The organism is Streptococcus sp. SK643 (assembly GCF_000259505.1).
GTDB lineage: Bacteria > Bacillota > Bacilli > Lactobacillales > Streptococcaceae > Streptococcus.
Genome location: NZ_AJMM01000020.1, coordinates 1 through 23,337 on the forward strand (window position 1 = coordinate 1; position 23,337 = coordinate 23,337).

Sequence of the window (23,337 nt, forward strand, 5' to 3'; positions counted from 1 at the left end):
AGTATGACCGTGCTATATAACGAATATTTATTTTTAAAGTTTTTTCCTTAATTTGACTACAGCCTCGGTCCTAGCTGTATGTGGGAACATGTCTACTGACTGGATGTACTCGACATTATATACTTTTACTAATTGGACTAGATCTCGGGCTAATGTTGAAACGTTGCAGGAAATATATACCATCTTTTCTGGGGTATGTTTTACAATTGTTTCTATTAATTGATTATCTAACCCTGTGCGTGGCGGGTCCACAATCAAGGCATTTGCTTGATAACCTTCATTATACCAGCGTGGAATAATCTCTTCTGCCATTCCTGCTTCGTAATAGGTATTGTCAAATCCCATTCTTTTAGCATTTCGTTTGGCATCTTCAATAGCTTCTGGAATGATATCCATCCCTCTTAGTGTTTTCACTTTTCTAGCAAATGCAAATCCGATAGTACCTACTCCACAATAAGCATCAATCAAATTGTCTTCTTGTTTGACATCTAAAGCTTTGCCTGCTTCCCCGTATAGAATTTCAGTTTGCTCCGGATTTAGTTGGTAGAAAGCTCTAGGAGATAAAGCAAACTCATAATCCAATACACCTTCTTGGATACTTTCTTGACCCCAAATAATTTCTGTTTCATCTCCATATATTTCACTTGTTTTTGCAGTATTGGTATTAACCGCAACTGTGACTATTTCTGGAAAATCTTTTACTAAATCTTTTACTAACAGGTTTAAATTCAACTGACGATTTGTAACAATAATAATTTGAACCTGCCCAGTCTTTCTGGCTCTGCGCACCATAATTGTACGGACACCTAAATTTTTTCTTTCATCCGTAATTGGTATTTGGTAATAGGTTAGTAACTCTGCTAGGCGGTTTGCAATAACCTGTGTTTCCTTATCTTGAACTAAGCAATCTTTTAATTCAACCAAGTAATGAGAGTTTTGTGCATACAAACCTGCCTTGACTCGATTTTTAAATTTTCGAGTTTGAAATTGCAACTTCGCTCGATAGTATTTTGGCTCTTTCATACCAATAGTTGGACGAACCTCATAGTTTTCATAACCTTCAGGGGCAAATTTTTTAAGAGCTTGATGAAGTAAGTCTGTTTTGAACTCTAGTTGTTTATCATAGTGGAGGTGCATGATTTGACAACCACCACATTCATTATAGATGGTACAAGCGGGCACCACTCGAAATTTGGATTTTTTATTAACCTTTAGTAATCTTGCTTCAGCAAAATTACGTTTAATAGAAGTAATTTCACAATAGATGTCTTCACCTTTGAGGGCTCCTGGTACAAAAACTAAGGTTTTTTGGTAAAAACCAATCCCTTCTCCATTGATTCCCATTCGTTTTATTTTTAATGGTATTTTTTGTTTCACTTTCAGATTCATATCCCTATCTTATCACAAATTACGCTATAATAGAAACATGAAAATCACAAAACTTGAAAAGAAAAAAAGACTCTATCTGATGGAACTTGATAATGGCGACAAATGCTACATTACTGAAGATACGATTGTTCGTTTTATGTTATCAAGAGATAAGGTGATAAGCCAAGAGGAATTGAAGGAGATTAAGGACTTTGCTCAATTTTCTTACGGTAAGAATCTAGCTCTCTACCACCTATCCTTTAAATCTCGCACTGAAAAAGAAGTCAGAGAATATCTGAAAAAATACGATATCGATGAAAACATCGTTTCTCAAGTCATTATTAATCTTAAAGAAGATAATTGGATTAATGATGGCCAGTATGCTTATGCTATCATCAATGCCAATCAACTTTCAGGAGACAAGGGGCCTTATGTACTGACTCAGAAGCTAGCACAAAAAGGGGTTTCAAAATCTACTACAGAAAAGATTTTAAAAGAATTTGATTTTTCGGAAGTTGCTCAACGTGTAGCTAATAAACTATTAAAAAAATATGAGGGAAAACTTCCATCTCGTGCTTTACAGGATAAGATTATCCAAAATCTGACCAACAAGGGCTTTTCCTATTCTGATGCTAAAAGTGCCTTTGACGACTTGGATTGTCAAGTTGACCAAGAAACGACTCAGGAACTCATCTTCAAGGAACTTGATAAGCAATATGCTAAGTATGCTCGCAAATATGAAGGATACGAACTTAAACAGCGTTTAACTCAAGTTTTAGCACGAAAAGGCTATGATTTTTCGGATATAGCTAGTGCCCTCAGAGAATATCTTTAATTTTTAAGATAAAATTCATATGTTTTGGGCTATTTTATGGTACAATAGTAAGCGATAAACTTATAAATTGTAGAAAGTTGGTTAGTTATGAAGCTTCCAAAAGAAGGCGACTTTATTACAATTCAAAGTTATAAGCATGATGGGAGTCTCCACCGTACTTGGCGAGACACCATGGTACTAAAAACAACAGAGAACGCCATTATTGGTGTTAACGATCATACACTGGTTACCGAAAGTGATGGTCGTCGTTGGGTGACTAGAGAGCCTGCTATTGTTTACTTTCACAAGAAATATTGGTTTAATATCATTGCCATGATTCGTGATAATGGAATTTCCTACTATTGCAACATGGCTAGTCCCTACTATCTAGATGAAGAAGCACTGAAATACATTGATTATGATTTGGATGTCAAAATTTTCACAGATGGGGAAAAGCGTCTTTTAGATGTGGAAGAGTATGAGCGCCACAAACGCAAAATGCATTATTCAGATGATTTAGACTATATTTTGAAAGAACATGTCAAAATTCTTGTTGATTGGATTAATAATGAACGTGGTCCTTTCTCAGAAGCCTATGTCAACATTTGGTACAAACGCTACATAGAACTAAAGAATCGGTAAAGTTGTCAAACCAGGGTGGAAACTCTGGTTTTTTTGCTTAATTTTAAAAAAAGTGTACTCTGATATAGAACGTTTAAAACGACATCTCACTTCTAATTTTACCAATACATTAACAGATCGTCTTGATTAACACCTTACTTTAGTAAGTCATTCTTGCAATATAAAAACCAGCTTTTAAACTGGTTTGTTTTCTAATTTTCTAACTTTGTAACGGTAAACTTAATGTGAGAGTAATCTTTTTCGATATCCTTATCCAACAAAAAGGCTGTTGCATCTTTTTTGACCTGAACTAGGTCAATATTCTGCCCCTTAGCTGCATAGACACAACCGCAGTAGCATTGACGATAGATATCATATTCATCACACATTTCAACCGAACGTTTGTAGCCTTGATTTTTCTTGAAGTCACTAGGAAGATAATGAGTCGTGTAGATTTTTTGAACATCAATTCCAATGCTATTGATGGTTTGGGAATTCTTGTGAGGACTAATCGTCAGAGCTGATCCAAAATAATCAAAACCTAAGTCCATCGCTACTTGTGCTGTCTTATCCAGTCGGTAGTCAAAGCAAACCTTGCAACGGTCGCCACCTTCTGGCTCTTCTTCCAGTCCTCTGACTAACTTACGATACTCATTTGGTTCATAGGGCGCTTCTAAATATTGGACCGTGTTACCTGTTCGCTCATTGAAATCACTGACAAATTTCTTAGTAACATAGGCCCGTTTGTGATATTCTGCCTTGGGATGGATGTTGGAATTGGCAAAATAGATGGTCACATCTGCATACTTGGTCAAATATTCTAGAGTATAGGTACTACAAGGAGCACAACAAACATGCATGAGAATGGTTGGACGTTCCTCATTTTTCTCCCAAACTTGGACCATTTTCTGCATAACACGGTCATAATTAATTTTCTGATTGGGGTTCATCTTGCTCAGAATTTCTTCTACATCGATCATATTCTTCTCCTTTTTCTAGTCTTATTTTATCATATAAATTAGGAGAGCTCAATTCTCTTTAGAATAGAAAACCATTAAAGGAGGGAATACGCATCCCTCCTTCTGTGTTTTTATAAGTTACTTTTACATCATGCCGCCCATCATGCTTGGATCCATGGCTGGAGCTGGGGCTGCTGGTTCTGGTTTATTGGCTACGACTGCTTCTGTTGTCAAAATCAAGCTGGCTACAGATGCTGCATTTTGTAGGGCTGAACGGCTCACTTTAACTGGGTCGATGATTCCCTCTTCAATCATGTTGACCCATTCGCCAGTTGCTGCGTTGAAGCCGATCCCAACTTCAGCATTCTTCAAGCGGTCGATAACGATAGAACCTTCAAATCCTGCATTATGTGCAATTTGACGGACTGGTTCTTCCAAGGCACGGAGAACAATATTGCGACCTGTTGATTCGTCTCCTGTTAATTCCAAGGTAGCAACATCTGGAATGACATTGGCAAGAGCTGTTCCACCACCTGCAACGATACCTTCTTCAACAGCTGCACGAGTAGCATTAAGGGCATCTTCAATGCGGAGCTTCATTTCTTTCAACTCAGTTTCAGTTGCGGCTCCAACCTTGATGACTGCAACACCACCTGACAATTTTGCCAAGCGTTCTTGCAATTTTTCACGGTCAAATTCAGAAGTTGTGGTTTCGATTTGAGACTTGATAACTGCAACACGGTGAGAAATCGCTTCAGGATTTCCAGCACCTTCTACGATAACAGTGCTATCTTTGTCCACAGTTACTCTCGCTGCTTGACCAAGAGCTTCAATTGTCGCATCTTTCAACTCAAGACCAAGGTCTTCTGTGATAACTGTTCCGCCTGTTAAGATAGCGATATCTTCTAGCATAGCTTTGCGACGATCACCAAATCCAGGCGCCTTAACTGCTACCACGTTGAAGGTTCCACGAATCTTGTTCAAAACAAGGGTTGGAAGAGCCTCGCCGTCCACATCATCCGCAATAATTAAGAGTGGACGATTACTTTGGAGAATGCTTTCTAGAAGTGGCAAGATTTCTTGGATATTTGAAATCTTCTTGTCGGTGATCAAGATATATGGATTTTCAAGGTCAGCCACCATTTTTTCGCTATCTGTCACCATGTACTGTGAAAGGTAACCGCGGTCGAACTGCATACCCTCTACAACTTCAAGTTCTGTTTCCATACCACGTGACTCTTCGATAGTGATGACACCGTCTTTGCCAACTTTTTCCATAGCTTCAGAAATGTATTCGCCGACTTTTTCAGAACGAGAAGACACGGCAGCAACCTGAGCGATGGCTTCTTTATTGGCAACTGGGATAGCGTTATTTTTCAAAGCTTCTACAGCTGCAGCAACTGCTGTTTCAATCCCACGACGAATGCCGATTGGATTTGCGCCTGCTGTGACGTTCTTGATTCCTTCGCGGACGATAGCTTGTGTCAAAACAGTTGCAGTTGTAGTCCCGTCACCTGCGATATCATTTGTTTTTGAAGCTACTTCTGATACCAATTTGGCACCCATATTTTCAAAATGGTCTTCCAACTCGATTTCTTTGGCAATGGTCACACCGTCATTGGTAATCAAGGGTGAACCAAATGATTTTTCAAGAACAACGTTACGACCTTTTGGTCCCAAGGTTACTTTAACAGTATCTGCAAGGATATCGACACCACGAACCATAGCTGAACGAGCATCAGATGAAAATTTAATTTCTTTTGACATACTTACTTTCTCCTTCTATTCTTCAATGATAGCCAATATGTTAGCTTCGCCTACGATGATGTACTTTTCATCGCCATCTTTGATATCAAGACCTGCGTGAGCTTCAACTAAGACACGGTCTCCAGCTTTAACACTTGGAGCAACCAAGTCACCGTTCAAGGTACGAACACCTTGTCCAGTAGCCACAACTTGGGCTGTTTTTGTTTTTTCTTGAGCTGAACCTGCAAGGACAAATCCTCCAACAGTTTGTTCTTTTTCTTCGATTTTCAAGACCACACGGTCTCCTAACGGTTTCAACATCTGATTTCCTCCATAATGAGATAGATATAATTAGCACTCTTTACACCTGAGTGCTAATCCATAATTCTATTGTATCACTTGGTCAGAAATAGTCAAGGAAAAAGTCTGATTTACTACGCATAAAAAAGCCTGAGACCAACTCAGACTTTTCAATGTTTATATTCAATGAAAATCAAAGAGCAAACTAGGAAGCTAGCCCCAGGCTACTCAAAGCACAGATTTGAGGTTGTGGATGAATCTGACGTGGTTTGAAGAGATTTTCAAAGAGTATTAAAACGGTAACTCCTCCTCTTCCAAGACTAAGTCGGCCAAATCCTGACCTGCATTGTTTTCTCGCATGGCTCGTTGGGCACGACTTTCTAGAAGTTGGAAACCAGTGCAGAGAACCTCCGTCACATAGGTCATTTGACCATTTTTCTCAAAGCGACGGGTACGAAGCTCTCCATCCACTGAAACAAGACTACCTTTGGTTGCGTAGCTTGCCAAGCTTTCTGCTAGTCTACCCCAAAGGACGATGTTTACAAAATCAGCTTCACGTTCTCCGTTTTGATCTTTGTAACGACGGTTCACAGCAATCGTTGCTCGAGCTACTGACTTGTCATTGTTAGTTTTGTGCAATTCTGGTGTAGACGTTAAACGTCCAATCATGATAACTTTATTATACATATTTTCTTCCTCCTACTTATCTATTCGTAGGAAATCAAAAAAAGTTACAGAAATTTGTAACTTTTCGAGGAAATTTTTTAGTTTTTATGAACCATGAAACCTGTCGCTTGTTGATTGGCCATTATGGTCATATCTGTAATCTGCACACGACGAGGTTGGCTGGTCACATAAACAACCGTATCTGCAATATCATGGGCTTGAAGAGCTTCAATTCCCTGATAGACCGTTACTGCTCGCTCTGTGTCACCATGAAAACGCACTGTAGAAAAGTCAGTTTCGACAATTCCAGGCTGAATGGTCGTCACCTTGATATCTGTTGCAATCGTATCGATTCTCAGACCATCTGAAAAAGTTTTAACCGCAGCCTTGGTGGCTGAATAAACAGCGGCACCTGCATAGGCATATATTCCTGCAGTTGAACCCATATTGATAATATGACCTTGATTGGTTGCTACCATAGAAGGCAAGAAACAGCGAGTAACTGCCATCAAACCTTTGATATTGGTATCAAGCATAGTCAGCATATCCAGCTCTTCATAGTCCTGATAGGGTGCTAATCCTAGAGCAAGTCCGGCATTATTGACCAAAATATCAATCTGCCCTATCGTTTCCAAAATATCGGAGCAGACAGTCTTGACCATGGTCATATCCGTCACATCCAGTGGAAAGGTCCAAACTGTTTGATTTGGAAAAGTTTCTGTAAACTCCGACTTAAGGGCTTCTAGTCTGTCTGTCCGTCGTCCGGTTAGAACGACATTCTCACCCTGCTCCAGATAAGCACGCGCAATCGCTTCACCGATTCCTGATGTCGCTCCTGTAATCACAACATTTTTTGCCATCTTATTTCCTTCTATCTGGTCTATCAGATACTGACAAGTTCCTAGACAATCCAGTGCTTCACTGGGTCAAAGGGAGTTCCGACAACTTGATCTTCTGACAATTCAATAACCCCTCGTTTTTGTGGAGCGTTTGGCAGATGCAATTCACGAGGACTGCACATCATTCCAAAACTCTTTTCGCCACGAAGCTCGCCTGGGAAAATGAGATTGCCTTTTGGCATCATAGCTCCAGGAAGAGCTACAATGGTTTTCAATCCAAGACGCGCATTAGGAGCCCCTGCAACGATTTGCACTGTCTTGTCACTTTCGACTGCAACTTGGCAGATGTTAAGGTGGTCACTATCTGGATGAGCTACCATCTCAACAATTTCACCGACAACAAACTTAGGTTCCTTATCATTAACAATTTCTTCTGTAAAACCTTCCGCCTGCAATTCTTGGTTCAAACGAGCGACTTGCTCATCTGTCAAAAAGACTTGACCGCGCTCTGCAATTTCAAATAAACTTGAAACTTCGAAAATATTCCAAGCCACTGTTTCCCCATTATCTTTGAGAAAAACACGGGCTACATTGCCTTGGCGCTCCACATCCAGTTTGGCATCTCCGCTATTTTTCACGATGACCATAAGGACATCACCGACATGTTCTTTGTTATATGTAAAAATCATTGTTTCCATTTTCTCCTATTTCAGGCCTGCTAAAAAGTCATTGATTTGTTGCTTGCTTTTACGGTCGCGATTAACAAAACGACCGATTTCCTTGTCTTTTTCTAGAACAACAAGGCTAGGGATTCCATATACATCCCAGAGTTTGGCCAAATCCATATACTGGTCTCGGTCCACTCGAATAAAGGTGAACTCTGGATTAGTCTCCTCAATCTCTGGCAAGGCAGGATAGATATAACGACAATCCCCACACCAGTCCGCCACAAAAAGGAAGACTTTCTTGCCATCTTTTTCTACTAAAGATGCCAATTCTTCTAAACTTGCTGGTTGTATCATAAGACTTCCTCCTCATAGACTAGGTCTTCATTTTCATAGACAAAGGTATAATGACGACCATCCTCAAAAATGACGCCACCAACCAAGCTCTCTAGACTGCTTTCATAAACTTGAACATAGAGGGTCATAATTTCCCCCATGTATGAAAAATGGTCTCGCACAATAGCGGTTAACTCCTCTTGAGTCTTCATGAGCTTACGGTCATCTGTAACTTTTTTCGTAGCAAGGGCAAGGCTCCCAATACCAAGCAGTGCCAGGCCTGCCATCCACATTTTTTTAGCTTTCATACCATTCATTTTAACACAAAAAAGGTTTTAGGACAAATGAGGAAGCAACAGAAAAACAAGTAAAACACAAGCTCCTTTCTTATTATAAAAAAGAGACTATTAGTTTTTAAAAGTTACTATTTTGCTAATTACTATTCTCAACCGCTGCAGTGACAAAGGCAGTGTAGAGTTCTTCTGGGCGATTTGGACGGCTTGACAGTTCAGGGTGATACTGACACGCTACAAAGAATTTATTTTCAGGGATTTCTACGATTTCTACCAAACGATTATCTGGAGAAACTCCTGAGAAGACAAATCCCGCCGCCTCAAACTGCTCACGAAAGGCATTATTAAACTCATAACGGTGACGGTGACGGCGTTGCACCACTTCTTGATTGTGATAAGCAGCGGCTGCCTTAGAGCCACGTTTCAACTTCGATGGATAAAGCCCCAAACGAAGGGTTCCACCCATATCCTCAACATCAATCTGATCACGCATGATATCAATGATAGGATATTTTGTTTCTGGTGCAAGCTCTGCAGAATTAGCACCTTCAAGACCTAAAACGTGACGAGCAAACTCGATACAAGTCAACTGCATTCCCAAGCAGACACCCAGCATGGGAACATCATTTTCACGCGCATAGCGGATAGCTTGGATTTTCCCTTCAGTACCACGTTGACCAAAACCACCTGGTACGATGATTCCGTCCGCATCAGACAAAAGCTCTTCCACATTCTCTACTGTCACATCATTGGCATTGATCCAATTGATTTTTACTTCAGCGTCGTTGGCATAACCAGAGTGTTTCAAGGCTTCAACTACTGAGATATAGGCATCTTGCAACTCAACATACTTACCGACAAGAGAAATTTTAACTTGTTTTTTCAGGTTCATGACCTTGTCCACCATAGCTGACCATTCTGTCATATCTGCTGCTGGTGCGTCTAATTTCAAGTGGTCACAAACAATTTGATCCATACCTTGTGCCTGCAAGTTCAATGGAATTTGGTAAAGATGTTCAACATCTAAAGACTCGATAACGGCTTCTGGTGCCACATCACAGAACTGGGCCAGTTTGTTTTTAATTCCTTGGCCAGCTGGCTCTTCTGTACGAATAACTAACATATTTGGTTGGATTCCCAATCCACGCAATTCTTTTACAGAGTGTTGAGTTGGTTTTGTCTTCATTTCACCAGCAGCCTTGAGGTAAGGAAGCAAGGTTGTATGGATATACATGACATTATCCGCACCCACATCTGCCTTCATCTGACGAAGGGCCTCTAGAAATGGCAAGGACTCGATATCTCCTACTGTTCCTCCAACCTCTGTGATAATGACATCAGAGTCGGTCGTTAGAGCGGCACGCTTGATTTTTTCTTTCAAAGCATCTGTGATATGAGGAATGACTTGAACAGTTGCCCCAAGGTATTCTCCACGACGTTCCTTACGAAGAACTTCACTGTAAATTTTACCAGTTGTCACGTTGGAATATTTGTTGAGATTGATATCGATGAAACGTTCATAGTGACCCAAGTCCAAATCTGTCTCAGCTCCGTCATCTGTCACAAAAACTTCCCCGTGCTGATAAGGACTCATAGTTCCTGGATCGATATTGATATAAGGATCAAATTTTTGAATGGTTACTTTGAGACCACGATTTTTCAAAAGACGGCCCAGACTTGCTGCCACAATCCCTTTCCCAATAGACGATACCACACCACCAGTTACAAAAATATATTTCGTAGACATAGATTCCTCTTTCTAAAATGCTCAAGGTCTTGTTAACTACGAGGGGACATAGAAAACAAGATCCTACTAATAAGAATAATCTGGAACGACTGCACCAGATTCACAACCAAAATACAAGAAGATAACTTCCTGAAAAACAAAAATAGCTCCCTAGTAACTAGGGAGCCCCGACCTCTAAAAGAGGTGCCCGAACAATATGATACCTTAAAGCAGATTATTTGTCAACCCGAATTGGTAAAATATGAAAAAAGAGAGATTATTTTCAGAAAACCAAAAATAGGGCAGCATCACAACGAATAACTCACTCAACTACTCCGCTCAAGTAAGAAAAAAGGAGATCAGGTGATCTCCTCCGTGAAGTCTTTTACTCTTCTTCACTCGTTTCAGCATCATCATCTGAAAACTCGTCATCTTCTTCGTTGAGATCCACGTCTTCACCCAAGTCATCAGGAGCAATCTCGTTGATTTCTGCATCATAAGCTTCCACTTCGTTTTTCTCATCATCTGGATTTTCATCATCGTATGAAAGAGCTGGATCTGCTTCATATGCATCTTCGTCTTCTGGGTCATCTGCATTGTAGTCAATAGCATCTGAATCACCATCCATGAAGGCATTGACACGTTTTTTCTTAGCTTTTGGTGCTACTTCATCGTCGTCATTTTCTTCAAGAGCGATGATTTCTTCGTCGATTTCGTCCACACCATACCATGAACGAAGACCCCATTTGTTGTCTCCAAGTGAGATGAAGCTACCGTCAAAGTTCAACTCTGTGTAGAACAAAGGCAAAGCTTCGCGGATATCGCTGTTTGATGTTCCAAGGTAGTTTTGAATCTCGTTTACAAGATCGCTAAAATGCATCTCATGATCGCGACCACGAAGTTCCAAGATAGCACGCGCTACCTCAATCATAGATAGTTCACTTTTTTCTTGCCCAGCAAATACTTCTAATTCCAAAGCGTTTCTCCTCATTTATACTACTATCGTCAGAGCAAACAGACTCTGACCTCATTTTATCATTTACTCTTTATTGTACGATAATTTTGCAGAATAGTCAAAGGTTAAGAAAAAATAAAGGTGAAATATTTCAGCTAATTGAAAGACCTGTGTAACATGACCACAGGTATATTGATTTATTTATAACTCAAGACTGCAACTCCAATACCAACCACAAACTGCAATAGGATTCCTACAGAGATAAAGGATTATTTGTTGCGTCAAATCAAGTAAAAAGATCATTTCAGGTCCTGCCAGTAACTTCGTTTTCTTTCCTTTATTTCATTTCCCCTAGAATAGTGAAAAATCCTTCTCTTGTTAACGAGTTTCATAAGAAAAAGGCTGGAGAATCCAACCTTCTCTATTTATTCAGCTAAGAGTACTTCTTTGATGGTTTGCTTTTGGAGTTTTCTGTTGGATAGATAAAAGAGGCTTTCATAAACCACAGCAAAACCGATCAAAGTCCAGAAGCAAACATTCCCATCAAAGTGATGCTCAATCTTTTCAGGAACCGTATCTTTGATCACACCAATCAAGATTTCCATGATAGCGTACTGATAAGCAGTCCCAAGAACAAATCCTAGATAGGCCCAGAAACGATAGGGAGATAGGATATGGCCTTGGCATTCACGATCTGTGTAGCCAAAAGCCTTCATAAGAGCCAGGGTTTCGCGACTTTCTGAGACGACAATCCCCAACGACAAAAAGAGAATAGAGAAAGAAAGGATCAAGCCAATCATGATCATCATGGTTTGGATGATGTCATCTGTGTAGTCCCTTAGACCAAAGGACAATTGAACCATGGCCGCAAAACACATAGAGCCAAAGACTACAAAAAACAGGATAGATTTTCTCCCCCAAATTAGTGACGAAGACAGCTCTTTTAGGAAGTCTTTCTCTTTCTTAGGAGCCCTCTTTCTCCTTTTGACCTTGATTGGTGTTGGGGACTTTTTCAATAAGCGAAGAGCCGGCGTTTGTAGTTGTCTTCTAGCATAACCAACCGCGATAAGCATAAAAAATGCCGTTGGAAGGACCACAAAAGCAAGCAAGAGCTGCCAATGAAAATGAATGGTGATTTCTGGCAGGATCCCCTTTTCATTCCGGAAGTCATAAAAATGCCCCATCATAAGAAAAGAAGCGAAATAGCCAAGAAGCGCTCCGGCACCAAAACTGAGCCCGAATGCCCAAAATCGTTTAGCCAACTGGCCATTGCTATAGCCCAAAGCCTTTAAAATTCCTAATTGTTCCTTGTGATCATCGACAAATTGTTTGATATAAAAACACATGAGAAGGACCGACGTCAAGGACAAGACGACTCCACTGACCATAGCCACCATCCAGGAAAGCGAAACCTGAGCGTCATAGTAGGTCTGAATCATGGGATTAGTTTTAGAAATCTCCAACTGCTCGATATCAAGGTAAAAATTCAAGAAGAGATTGGCCACAAAGACCGCACAAGCCCCAATTATACTGACGACAACTAATTTTCGAATATCTTTTACTGAAAACATGGCTTACCATCCAATCTCATAAGCAGTCTGAGGCCGATCATTGGTCACAACTTCGGTAATCTTGCCACTATTGACACGAATAATAGTTCTTGCCATATTCGCAATATTTTGGTTGTGCGTCACCATGATGAGGGTAAAGCCCAGCTTTTCCTTTAACTCCCAGATATAGTCGAGAATCTTGCGTCCTGTTTCTTCATCCAGGGCTCCCGTCGGCTCATCTAAGAAAAGAATCTCTGGCTTTTTGGCCAAGGCCCGAGCAATGGAGACTCTCTGCTGTTCCCCACCTGACAATTCACTCGGATACTTGTCCAGCTTATCGCCAAGGCCCAAATCCTCGATAATCTGCAAAAAATTATGATTGTTTGCCAGGTCTGCCCCCATCTTTACATTCTGTCTGACTGTTAGATTAGGCAATAAATAATATTGCTGAAAAATAAAGGCAATCTTCTCACGTCTAAAGGCTGTCAATTGAGTATCTGTGAGTTGAGCCAAATCCTGTCCTTGAATGAGGATATGTCCCTCGTCTACCTTTTCTAAACCTGACAGAACGTTTAAGAGAGTTGACTTGCCTGATCCAGAAGGACCGAGGATAACCACATCATCCTGATCTTGAATCTGCAAATCAATCCCTTTTAAAACCTTGGTTTGGCCGTAACTTTTGTGCACATTTTCTAGTTGAATCATTTCTTTCCTACCATTTCTTTGATGAGAGATTGACAAACCTCTGTCAGTAATCCAATCACTTCTTCCATGCTGAATTGATAAAGGCCAAAAGCAACCATTGAGGCCATCCCGTGTGAGTAGATAAATAGATGCTGATACAAGCGACCAGCCTCCTCTACAGTCAAAGGATAGTCTGCGACGATCGAATCCAGAACCAATTGGTAACTATGATCCTTCACGGGAAGAAAATCTTGAAAGCGACGAATCGGATCTTTGCTGGGATTTTGGAAAAGCAATTGAAAGAGTTGGGGTTCTTTTGAGGCGAAAAGGATATAAGCAACCCCGACGGATCGAAAAGGCTTCTCATCTTCTAAGGCCTTACGAATATACTCCACCACGACCATTTCCGCAGCACTTATAACCTCTGCTTGTAACTCGGCCATATTGGCAAATTGCCCAAAAATGACTCTTGGTGTGGCTCCCAGTTGCTTCGCTAATGCTCGAGCCGTCAAACTAGCCATGCCCTCTTCTCTCACCAATTGTAAAGCTGTCCCAATGATAGCCTCTTTACTAAATTTAACCTTTGGTGGCATAAGACTCCTTTCGCGCAACATTAGTTGCGCAACGATTGTTGCATAAAGAATACCATAAAAAAGAAAGACTTGTCAAGAAAAAACTGTAAAACACAAAACAAAAAGACAGCGAACTTTTTATTTCTTTGCTACCCAGCCGATGGCATCGCTTGGTGGATTTTCTGTATCAATCCAGATGAATTCAATACCAATTTCCCCATTTTTAAACTTAGTCAAACGAAGACCATTGATTTCAAGTTCATTGAGTCGTTGACCTGTCAAGACTTCTCGTTTTTTCAACTGGAAGACTCCTCGTAAAATCCAGTTGCCAAGAATTTCTTGCTTATCAGTTGACTGAATTGCCTTTCCAGCTTCTTGATTTATATAGGCGTTAATAGCATCACCAGAAGATAAAAAGCGTAGTTTAAAAGTTCTTTCTTCTTTAGATAGAGCTAATTTTTTAGTTCCAGGTTCAAAAGTCCCAAATCCAGAGCCAAAGAAGTCTGGCCTTTCGTCATGGAAGTTCTTAGAGTCAGGCAGGGGAATGTAAACTTCACTAACTGGACGATATACAAGTTGTTCAATTTCTTTAATAAGTTTTTCATTGCCAGTATTATGAACAAAGTGAATCAAGTCCTCACGAATAACCTTCATCTGAACTTTTTCTTCCTTGCCAGTCCACTTTTTCAAGAGGATTTCTTCTAAAGAAAAAGTCACAAAGGCTAGTTCTTCTGGAGCCAGACTGTCTTTGAATTTTTCCTGAATCTTTAGAATCCGTGGCAGACGATCTTTCTTAGCTAGTTTTGATCCTCCGTTAAAAGCATTGAAACCAGAGTTTTCTTCCACATTTCCATGTTTATCTGTAATAACCCAAGACACTGTTTCTAAGATATCGGTTTTATCCTTTTTAGCTGTCAGTAAATGAAGGTTTTCAAAGAGAGAAAAAGGATCTTCAATATAATGAACGTCCCAAGTATCTACCACAATGTCTTTATTGTTAAAAGTCATGTGGAGCTGGCTGTCAGCCGCTGTATACTTGTAGTGGTGTTGCCCATCCGTAAATCGAAAATTGGTTGGATTGTTTTTGGTGGTAGAACCTTCAATGACCAGGTTATCAATATCGACTGGTAAATAAGATGTTTCACCAACAAAAATCTTAGGATTTTCTCCCTTTGGTGTCGGCATCAAAACGTGATAAACAGCTTCAACATTGACCGAATCTGAGTTGAATCCCTTGATTTGTGCCTTAGATGATTCGATTCTCTGATTCCTAAGGATCGCAATCTTTCGCGCCAACTCTTCATAGCGTTGGTAGTTTTCCTTGTCTGCAGCTTCTTTATCAGCAGCAATATCCGCATGAAACTTGATATCACCCAATAAGTCCGTCCAAGATTGAGAATCTTTCTTGAACTGGGCAATTTTTTGGTCTCCTGAATTAATCCCAAAAGATTTGATACCTACTAGGTATTTATGATTTTCATCCACAACGACAGAGGCATCATAGGAGGTATTGGCAATATCTTCCCCAACCGCATTAAAAGCCTTCTGGAAGACTGTTTCTTGAAATTTAGAATTAACAATCGGAGCAACATAATTCTCTGTTTGTCCCTCATCTTCGGATTCTGCCTTTTGAGAGAAAGCTTGGCTCAAGCTAGCGAAGTTGGTAATTAAGGTTTTGTATTTGTCTTTTTGTTCAGACTTTAGATGTTCCCACATAAGCGCCCTCTTTTCTATTTTCAGTATATCAAAAGAAGATTAGTTTTTCACTAATCCTCTTATATATTCGTTAATTAATACTGTAAAATTCGAGTTTGCCTTGTTTTTTAACAAGTCTCAAATACTCTTCATCTGACAGAAGGGCTAAACCATCATCATAAGCCTTGATTTTTTCAAGAGCCTGATCATAGCTATCTACAAAATCCTTGACATAGGACTGACCTTCAAACTGACCATTCATTTTGGTGTAGATAATGGCAATTTTTCCTGAGCGATTAAGTTGAGATTTCCCTTGACTTTCGTTCAAAGCCTTGGCAACATTCTCTGCGATGCGTTTAATCACAGGAACAACCACGCTGTTTCCAGCTTGCTTGTATAGCTGACCATTAGAAACCCCTTCTGGGATTTTAAAGGATTTAGGATATCCTTGGACATTAAAGGTTTCTTTGGGAGTCAACTTCCGAATCTCGCCACTGTCCGTCAAAATCAATGGAACATTGTGTCCACCTGTTCCCATATTTGCTGTTAGAGTTGGGACAACACCGTTTTTATTTTCACGGACATACTGACGGCGCCACTGGTAAACCGTATCTTGACTAGTGACTTCAAATTTCAACTGGTCGTAGAAATTCTGCTTGCCTTCACGGTAGTAGTAGATCTCGTCTAGCTGATCGTCGAAGTTAATCACATCCTGAAGACTCGTAGTCAGCTTGATTTCCTCTGGGAATTCAAACAAGTCATAAGCTTCCTTGCTATCAAAACCAACAATGTAGATCCTTTCACGGTTTTGAGGGATATTTCCGTAGTCTTTTCCGTTGAGAACCTTCCACTTGATAAAGTAGTTGTTCTCGGTCAAGGCTTCACGAATAACCTTGAAAGTATTGCCATGGTCATGGCCGACCATGTTCTTGACGTTTTCGATGAAAATAGCACGAGGTTTACGCCCCTCAATCATGCGAAGCAACTCAAAGAAAAGATCGCCACGATCATCATCAAAGCCCTTGCGATAACCCGCAATACTAAAGGCCTGACAAGGGAAACCTCCCATAATCACATCCACACGCTCAGCTGGAATGTCCTCTGGCTGAACATCGTGAATATCACGACCATCCAAATAGGTATCTGGATGGTTTAACTGATAAGTCTGACGCGCATACTTATCAAATTCATTGGCATACACCACTCTGAACTCGTTGGTCTGTTCAAATCCCAACTCAATTCCCCCAACACCTGAGAAGAAAGCTGCAATGTTGTACTTCTCAGGTCGGTTCGAACTTACAGAATTTGTCATGTAGTAACCTGCTTTCTAAAATATTGACTTTTCTAGTATAACATAAATAAATTGTTACAAATAATAAATAATCTATTCTCTTATAAACCAATCCAAATCATTGCTGTTAATATTTTCGTTAAAGTGAAAATCAAGGATACTTAAGCTACTTTTTACGGGATTAAATATTTTGATATTAATTCCTTTGTGGTTATTATATATTTTTTTTATTGACTTTAAATGACTTTGGCTTAAACCAACTACTTTGTATTCCGAACTACTTAATAGTTGTTTTTTAAAGAAATAATCAGCAAAAAATTTACTATCAAACAGTAATATAGTACCATTAACTTGTAATTGTTCAAACAGATTCTTACCATTTATCATCATTAATGTCCAAAAAGGATCTCCTACAGTATCTTGTGATGGTGTTAAACAATACTCATTATCAAAAGAAATGAATTTATTGAATTCTTTAAACTGCATAATCTTAATTCCGTTAAAAATAGCGACTTTTTTAGCTCCGTCCTGAAAATAACTATCTTTGGAAATAAATATACCGTTTAGACCACCAACATTGCGCAGTTTATAATAAAAATCTCTTAAACTTGCAACATTGACAGGCTTATTCCAGTCCTTACACTCGATAGCAACTCTAAAAATTGAACCTAAATGTTCGTATTCATATATAACATCAAATTGGTTTGTACTACCATCACTACCTATCAACGTAACATCTCTGTCAACCTTTGCACTTATTCTATCTTTCATTCCTATTAGTAGATAGATTTTTTGTATGACTTTTTCGAATTCCATTCCCTTAGTAGTGCTCTTTATTTTGCTTTTTGAATTTGCCATAGATTATTTCCTCAAATAATATTCTCGTAAATATTTAGAATCAATACTATAAACTTTAAACTCATTTAAACTGCACTGTTCGTATTGACTTAAAACTATTCCAAATTTGTTATCTGAATTAGTTTTTTCTACTAGATTCATTAAAATTCTGAGATGTTCTTGAGATAAACCAAAAACTGAATAATTGCTACTATTTACAGAATTTTGTTTTTCTGCCCATATCTTTGCCTGCTTTTTAGATAAAAATAAAAGAATGGTGTTTTCGAATGTAAAATAATTTCCATTAACATTCCCATTTAAATCAATTTCCATCAAAGTCCAAAAAGGATCGCCAATAACTTCGTTATTGGGAAGCAATACTTGTAGAGTTGAAAATACTTTCCTTTCCACTTCTTTTGCAAAATTAAATTTCCTAGTCTGTATATTACATTTCTGAGCCATTTCAATAGCTTTTGTAGAAATATATTGATCAAAATAAATAACTGCCCTTGGAAAAAACTTTAAATCGTTTATAACATTTGTAAAGTCCCAAATATCCTTTTCTGTTACTATGCTACCCTCGATTATCTTAATGACAATTATTTCTATATTATTCATCTGAGTAAATTCAACATAAAGATCAAGTGAATGTTCAATAAGTTTTCCTGGGATATTTATATTTTTAAAAACCTTCGTATTCCGTAGTCTCTCCATCTTGCATCTTTCAATATACATTGAATATACGATTTCTTTTAAAGTTTGTTTCAATATTTTTCTCCAATTATAGTTAATTGCAGGTAGAATAGTACAACACGAATTCTAAATCATTGTTAAAAGTTAATTTACAGTGAAATGACATAAAAAATGAACAAATTAATTAGGAAATCCAAACCAATTTCTAACAATGTTTTAGAAATCTCAATGTACTACTCCAAATTCAATCCACTATATATTCTTTCATTTTTCATTATACCAAAAAGAGTCTGGGACAAAAAGATTTTGATTTTAGGAATTCTTTATTATAAATTTTAAAAATCGATAGATTAGACAAAAAAGCGAACAAGACAGAATTCTGAGTGTCAGATAACTCGTTTTGTTCGCTTTTTATATTTAAGGCTAGACTTTTGTCCCAGACTCTTCTGCGCTTATTTCACAAACTTCTTCATCTCATCAATTCGTGCTACGGTCGTATCATACTTGCTCCTACGTTTACTTCCGCACGCGCATTACGAACAGCACGGATTAGATACTTTAGACTTTATATATCTATATCTGAAAACCAATTTGGTTGAAACAATTTTTAAATTCCTCCATATTGTCAATTTGATTTGCATCAATCAATACAACTAATTCTTCCTCTGCTCGAGAACATCCAACATAAAAAAGTTTGTAAGCTGTTAAGACTGATCTAACTAAATTATTATTAAAAATATTTTCTTGTATCTTCTTTATTGCTGTTTTCTTTTGAAAGTTAAGTTTATTTTCTTTTAAACAAATAAATTTAAAATAATCATTATCTAGGTACTTATTAAAAATCTCTTGAAAATCACTAAAGTATCGTTCTCTATCACCTACATCAATTTTTCTTATTTTTTTTCCTAATTTTTCTTCTAGTGATAAAATATCATGATTAAAATCATAATAAAACTGTTGAAAACTATCGAAATTAAATACAATATTTTGAGTATAAAAACTTGAAAATAGATTTAGAAATTCATATATCTTAATACCTGGGGTACTTGAATTTTCTGCTACAAATAGTATCTTTTTATGCCCTTCTCCTTTAACCCCATGTTGTGTTGACACCATGGGAGTTCTATTATATTCATCTATCAATTTAAATAATTCAATTGAAGAGCAAAATAAATCAGTATAAAGAAAATCTCCGTTTTTGTCATATAAAAATATAAATTTATAAAAGTCATCACTAATAACTTTATTAGCTACCAATTCTTGGATTACAATTCCTAAAAGATCCTTAGATTCCAATAGCTTAACAAAGAGATCCATTTTTTCTTTCATCTTTACCTTATCCTGATGAAATTCAATTTTCAAAATGTTGCTGTCAAAAACTGGAACAGATTTACCAAAAGATAAGTTATTTTTGCTATTTTTTAAGAGTCGTATCATTTCACCATAATTTTTACTATGATATTCACTCAATACCTGAAATAGCAAACCTAAAAAAGACATTAGCACATCAGGATTTTCATCATAGTTACTGTTAACCAGAACATCCATTACACTAACACGACCATTATTAGGGTATATTTTCTGATATATTTTATAGATTTCTTCAGCAGACTTTCCACTATTATTGATGTTTTGAAACCTTTTTTTATTAATTGTTCTTAATTTATAAAACTTTTCGTAAGCCTCTCTATTATCAAATAAATATTTTTCAATGTTATCTGTGAAGACTAATTGAGGGAATTGACCTTTTTTGCCTTTGTAAGCGACTTGTTTTACTCTAGAAGAAGATTGGTATAAATTATTTAATAAATCAACTATTTCTTCAGAGGATCGGTAATTGGTGGTAAAGGTTTTTGAGAGATTACCATCAAATTCTCTAAATTCAGTTTCAAACGAACCATCATATTTATTATAAATTTCTTGCATCTTGTCTCCAAGAAAATAAACATTTGTTGAACTATCTTTAGCCGAATTATAAAAAAATCTCAAAATATCTGCATTTGTATCTTGAACCTCATCAATGAAAATATAATCATACATCTCACGTAACTTAAACCCAATTTTAGGAAATCTATCTATTAATTTAAATGAAAAGTTCAATAAATCATCATGAGATAAACCACCATTTAACACGGATGAGTATTGTCGTTCATTATAATAAATTTCATATAAATTTGATTTTATTGTCTCCTCAGAAACTTCACCCTCTACTTGAAATCTTTCTTTATATCTATTTAATTTTGTTTCTTCTTTGAGTGTAGTCTCAATTTCTTCTTTATAAATTTCAAGATAATAGTCTATAACTTTCTCATTTCTAAAGAATGGCTTTAAAAACTTATTTAAGAAACTATGAATAGTTGATATTTCAACGTTTGGAGAAACAATTCTTTCCTGCATTACTTGGGAGGCTCTATTAGTATAGGTAATACACAAAATTTTAACAAATGGTTCATTATTAAGAATATCGTTAATAGTCTTACTAATAAAGTAAGTCTTGCCACTTCCAGCAGGAGCATTTATTTTGTAGAAGTTATTTTGTTGTTGAGCCACGATAATCCCTCCTCGATATAATTAGGTAACACTTCATTTACTTTATCTTTAAAAATAATTGAGTACATAAAATTTGTTTTATCAATAATTGAAACTATATCTCTTATTGAACGTTTTGGTTCACATGTTTCTTTGAATTTCTCATACTCAGCATACTCTTCAGGATGGTTATCTCTCAGATAGTCAATTTTCCTATTTTCTTTTGATATATCTAATCTATTATATATTTCCTCTCTTTTCATACTACACTCTTTGCCAGAAGTAATATTAGGTAGTGTCAATTCAAAAGATTCATTAAATTTGTCCCACTCCGATTTGTTAAATTTTTCAAACACACTTTTCATTTCCCCTGTTGGAGAAATAATTTTATATAATAAAGCATCTTCTAATGTTCTAGCATATCCATCTCTATATGTTTGGGTAAAAATTTCTATATTCTTTTCTCTATCTTGACGCTGCTGTTGATAAATATCAGCAACATCTTTATTGTCAGCAGATAATATTGAATTTAAAGTCGTATTAGAAGATTTATCTCTGCATATTCCATCTAACTCCTCTCTTTCTTTATCATAATCAATATCGGTAAAAACACAGGCCATAATTTCCAATTCATTTAATAGTGGAAAATATTTATGTGCATAAGCACCACCACATTGACAATAACTTAAATATTGTCGGGCTAAATTACTGTACTTTGAATCCTTCCTATTAATCAAACTTTCAAAATACATTCGCTCTGCATCTCCTTCATAAAAAATAACAGCATCTGAAAAAATTAAGTCTGCGAAATTCAACTTAAAGAATGTTTCATAAAATTCTTTTTCTCCATTATCGTTAATAAATTGATGTAAATCAACAATACGATTCATAAAGTTATTTTCTGAACGAATTACCTTTATATCATTAACATCTACATTTTTCACAATTTCAGTGGAATGAGTTGTAATAATTCCCTGTAGATTTTTTTTGCTACTAAAAATCGTTTCAATATAACTAACTAGCACTTTCTGCATCTGTATATGCATATGTGCTTCAGGTTCTTCTATAACAAATAAATTAACAGTAGTTGGTTGAATAGTTCTACTAAATCTATCAATTTGAAGACTCATATAAATTAAATTACTAATACCCAGACCCTGGGATTCTTCAGTTAAACTAAACAAAAATTCATCAGTACTGTGTGAATAATTTATTAATAAACTATCCTTAATCAAGTTCAATAAATTCTTTTCGTTAAAATGAAATTTCGCTTCTAAAGCTTCAATTTCATTTTTTGATACATTATCTAGACTACCTTTTAAGTCAGATAAAATTTTTTGTGTTTCTTTTTGAAAACTATAATCAATTTCTGATTCAGCCAAATCATTAGCTATTTTATTTTTTAATTCATCAAATTTACTATCCCATACAGAATCACGATTAGTGGAATCGGATGATGAAATAATTGATGTAGTTATCTTTTTATTTTTAAGATTTTCATCATCTAGTTCTCTATCAGCAGATATATATTCAAAATGGAATAATTTTTTAAAATCTTTATATTCAATAATTTTCTTATTATTGAAATCTTTATCAGCATAAAAATAAATACTTTCTGTATTTTGTTCTATGATTTCTTGAAGTATTGTAGCTGATTTGATATCTTGTTTAATAAATTCTTCTTTTATTACCTCTGTATTGAGTTTATAATTGTATTCAAAATAAAAGTTCCGCATATCATCTTCTAGATCCATTAGGTAGTTTGCAAATAGACCTATGGATTCCTCCACATCATAGGACAATACAATTTGAAGTTTTATTTTTATATGTTCATTAATATAATTTATAAATTCAATGAACTTCTCATCATTAAAATCTGAGGAAAGATCTAATTCCTTAACTTTTTTATCCAACAAAGACTTTAATGAGATAGAAAAATCATTAAAATCCACTGACTTTCTTGATTTATTATTGAAAACAATGTCTAACAGCTGAATAAGCGAAGTTTTTCCACTATTATTAGCTCCTGCTAAAATAGCAAAATTTCCATGATTTAAATTTATTGTACTCTTATTAAAGCGTCTATATCCCTCAATAGTAATTTTATCAATTCTCATAAGAATTCTCCTTTTCATAAAGAAAGCGTTACCAACAAATGTTGAGAAATAAACCTAAATATTAAAATTTAGGTTTATGAT

General features: G+C 36.8%; 22 protein-coding genes. 2 read left to right on the forward strand and 20 right to left on the reverse strand.

The window, feature by feature from the left end:
- Nucleotides 1–33: 33 nt before the first annotated feature.
- Nucleotides 34–1,389 (reverse strand): 23S rRNA (uracil(1939)-C(5))-methyltransferase RlmD, encoded by a 1,356-nt coding sequence (gene rlmD, locus HMPREF1117_RS08140; protein WP_007557133.1) that lies wholly within the window; start codon nt 1,387–1,389, stop codon nt 34–36.
- Between the two features lie 37 nt (nt 1,390–1,426).
- On the opposite strand from rlmD, the gene recX reads away from it, so the two are divergent.
- Both recX and ntdP read left to right on the forward strand, forming a co-directional pair.
- Nucleotides 1,427–2,203, forward strand: coding sequence for a recombination regulator RecX (recX, locus tag HMPREF1117_RS08145; RefSeq protein WP_000705107.1), 777 nt, complete (start codon nt 1,427–1,429; stop codon nt 2,201–2,203).
- A gap of 87 nt (nt 2,204–2,290) precedes the next feature.
- Nucleotides 2,291–2,824, forward strand: a complete 534-nt coding sequence (gene ntdP, locus HMPREF1117_RS08150; protein ID WP_000775315.1) for a nucleoside tri-diphosphate phosphatase — start codon at nt 2,291–2,293, stop codon at nt 2,822–2,824.
- A 191-nt stretch (nt 2,825–3,015) separates the two neighbouring features.
- Here ntdP and HMPREF1117_RS08155 read toward each other — a convergent pair whose 3' ends face one another.
- The 19 genes from HMPREF1117_RS08155 to HMPREF1117_RS08245 all read right to left on the reverse strand — a co-directional run bounded on the left by HMPREF1117_RS08155 (nt 3,016) and on the right by HMPREF1117_RS08245 (nt 23,256).
- Nucleotides 3,016–3,783, reverse strand: a complete 768-nt coding sequence (locus tag HMPREF1117_RS08155; protein ID WP_000567561.1) for an epoxyqueuosine reductase QueH — start codon at nt 3,781–3,783, stop codon at nt 3,016–3,018.
- A gap of 123 nt (nt 3,784–3,906) precedes the next feature.
- Nucleotides 3,907–5,529, reverse strand: a complete 1,623-nt coding sequence (gene groL / locus HMPREF1117_RS08160) for a chaperonin GroEL (protein ID WP_000031578.1) — start codon at nt 5,527–5,529, stop codon at nt 3,907–3,909.
- A gap of 15 nt (nt 5,530–5,544) precedes the next feature.
- Nucleotides 5,545–5,829, reverse strand: a complete 285-nt coding sequence (gene groES, locus HMPREF1117_RS08165) for a co-chaperone GroES (protein WP_000917322.1) — start codon at nt 5,827–5,829, stop codon at nt 5,545–5,547.
- A 270-nt stretch (nt 5,830–6,099) separates the two neighbouring features.
- Nucleotides 6,100–6,495, reverse strand: a complete 396-nt coding sequence (locus tag HMPREF1117_RS08170; RefSeq protein ID WP_000282456.1) for a single-stranded DNA-binding protein — start codon at nt 6,493–6,495, stop codon at nt 6,100–6,102.
- Between the two features lie 77 nt (nt 6,496–6,572).
- Entirely contained in the window at nt 6,573–7,334 is a 762-nt protein-coding gene (locus tag HMPREF1117_RS08175) for an SDR family NAD(P)-dependent oxidoreductase (protein ID WP_001107791.1), read from the reverse strand.
- Nucleotides 7,335–7,375: 41 nt separating this feature from the next.
- Entirely contained in the window at nt 7,376–8,002 is a 627-nt protein-coding gene (gene ytpR, locus HMPREF1117_RS08180) for a YtpR family tRNA-binding protein (RefSeq protein WP_007557121.1), read from the reverse strand.
- 15 nt (nt 8,003–8,017) lie between these two features.
- Entirely contained in the window at nt 8,018–8,335 is a 318-nt protein-coding gene (locus HMPREF1117_RS08185; RefSeq protein ID WP_000615777.1) for a thioredoxin family protein, read from the reverse strand.
- Nucleotides 8,332–8,631 (reverse strand): DUF4651 domain-containing protein, encoded by a 300-nt coding sequence (locus HMPREF1117_RS08190; RefSeq protein WP_007557129.1) that lies wholly within the window; start codon nt 8,629–8,631, stop codon nt 8,332–8,334. Before HMPREF1117_RS08190 ends, HMPREF1117_RS08185 begins: the two co-directional genes overlap by 4 nt.
- Before the next feature lie 115 nt (nt 8,632–8,746).
- Nucleotides 8,747–10,354, reverse strand: a complete 1,608-nt coding sequence (locus HMPREF1117_RS08195) for a CTP synthase (protein ID WP_000105238.1) — start codon at nt 10,352–10,354, stop codon at nt 8,747–8,749.
- A 364-nt stretch (nt 10,355–10,718) separates the two neighbouring features.
- Nucleotides 10,719–11,309, reverse strand: coding sequence for a DNA-directed RNA polymerase subunit delta (gene rpoE / locus HMPREF1117_RS08200; protein ID WP_000418407.1), 591 nt, complete (start codon nt 11,307–11,309; stop codon nt 10,719–10,721).
- 404 nt (nt 11,310–11,713) lie between these two features.
- Nucleotides 11,714–12,859 (reverse strand): FtsX-like permease family protein, encoded by a 1,146-nt coding sequence (locus HMPREF1117_RS08205; protein ID WP_000493180.1) that lies wholly within the window; start codon nt 12,857–12,859, stop codon nt 11,714–11,716.
- Between the two features lie 3 nt (nt 12,860–12,862).
- Nucleotides 12,863–13,543: an ABC transporter ATP-binding protein gene (locus tag HMPREF1117_RS08210; RefSeq protein ID WP_000615313.1), complete on the reverse strand. Its 681-nt coding sequence runs from the start codon at nt 13,541–13,543 to the stop codon at nt 12,863–12,865.
- Nucleotides 13,540–14,115 (reverse strand): TetR/AcrR family transcriptional regulator, encoded by a 576-nt coding sequence (locus HMPREF1117_RS08215; protein WP_001134796.1) that lies wholly within the window; start codon nt 14,113–14,115, stop codon nt 13,540–13,542. Before HMPREF1117_RS08215 ends, HMPREF1117_RS08210 begins: the two co-directional genes overlap by 4 nt.
- Before the next feature lie 117 nt (nt 14,116–14,232).
- Nucleotides 14,233–15,810 carry a hypothetical protein gene (locus tag HMPREF1117_RS11910; RefSeq protein WP_000263671.1) on the reverse strand — a complete coding sequence of 526 codons (1,578 nt, stop codon included), beginning with the start codon at nt 15,808–15,810 and terminating at the stop codon, nt 14,233–14,235.
- Nucleotides 15,811–15,880: 70 nt separating this feature from the next.
- Nucleotides 15,881–17,101 carry a DNA cytosine methyltransferase gene (locus HMPREF1117_RS08225; protein ID WP_000185416.1) on the reverse strand — a complete coding sequence of 407 codons (1,221 nt, stop codon included), beginning with the start codon at nt 17,099–17,101 and terminating at the stop codon, nt 15,881–15,883.
- A 72-nt stretch (nt 17,102–17,173) separates the two neighbouring features.
- Nucleotides 17,174–17,938 carry a restriction endonuclease gene (locus HMPREF1117_RS08230; protein ID WP_000013832.1) on the reverse strand — a complete coding sequence of 255 codons (765 nt, stop codon included), beginning with the start codon at nt 17,936–17,938 and terminating at the stop codon, nt 17,174–17,176.
- 3 nt (nt 17,939–17,941) lie between these two features.
- Entirely contained in the window at nt 17,942–18,685 is a 744-nt protein-coding gene (locus HMPREF1117_RS08235) for a hypothetical protein (protein WP_000815016.1), read from the reverse strand.
- Nucleotides 18,686–19,183: 498 nt separating this feature from the next.
- On the reverse strand, nt 19,184–21,160 hold the full coding sequence (locus tag HMPREF1117_RS08240) for a UvrD-helicase domain-containing protein (RefSeq protein WP_000068633.1): 1,977 nt from the start codon (nt 21,158–21,160) through the stop codon (nt 19,184–19,186).
- Nucleotides 21,127–23,256, reverse strand: coding sequence for an ATP-dependent nuclease (locus HMPREF1117_RS08245; protein ID WP_001217197.1), 2,130 nt, complete (start codon nt 23,254–23,256; stop codon nt 21,127–21,129). Before HMPREF1117_RS08245 ends, HMPREF1117_RS08240 begins: the two co-directional genes overlap by 34 nt.
- Nucleotides 23,257–23,337: the final 81 nt, after the last annotated feature.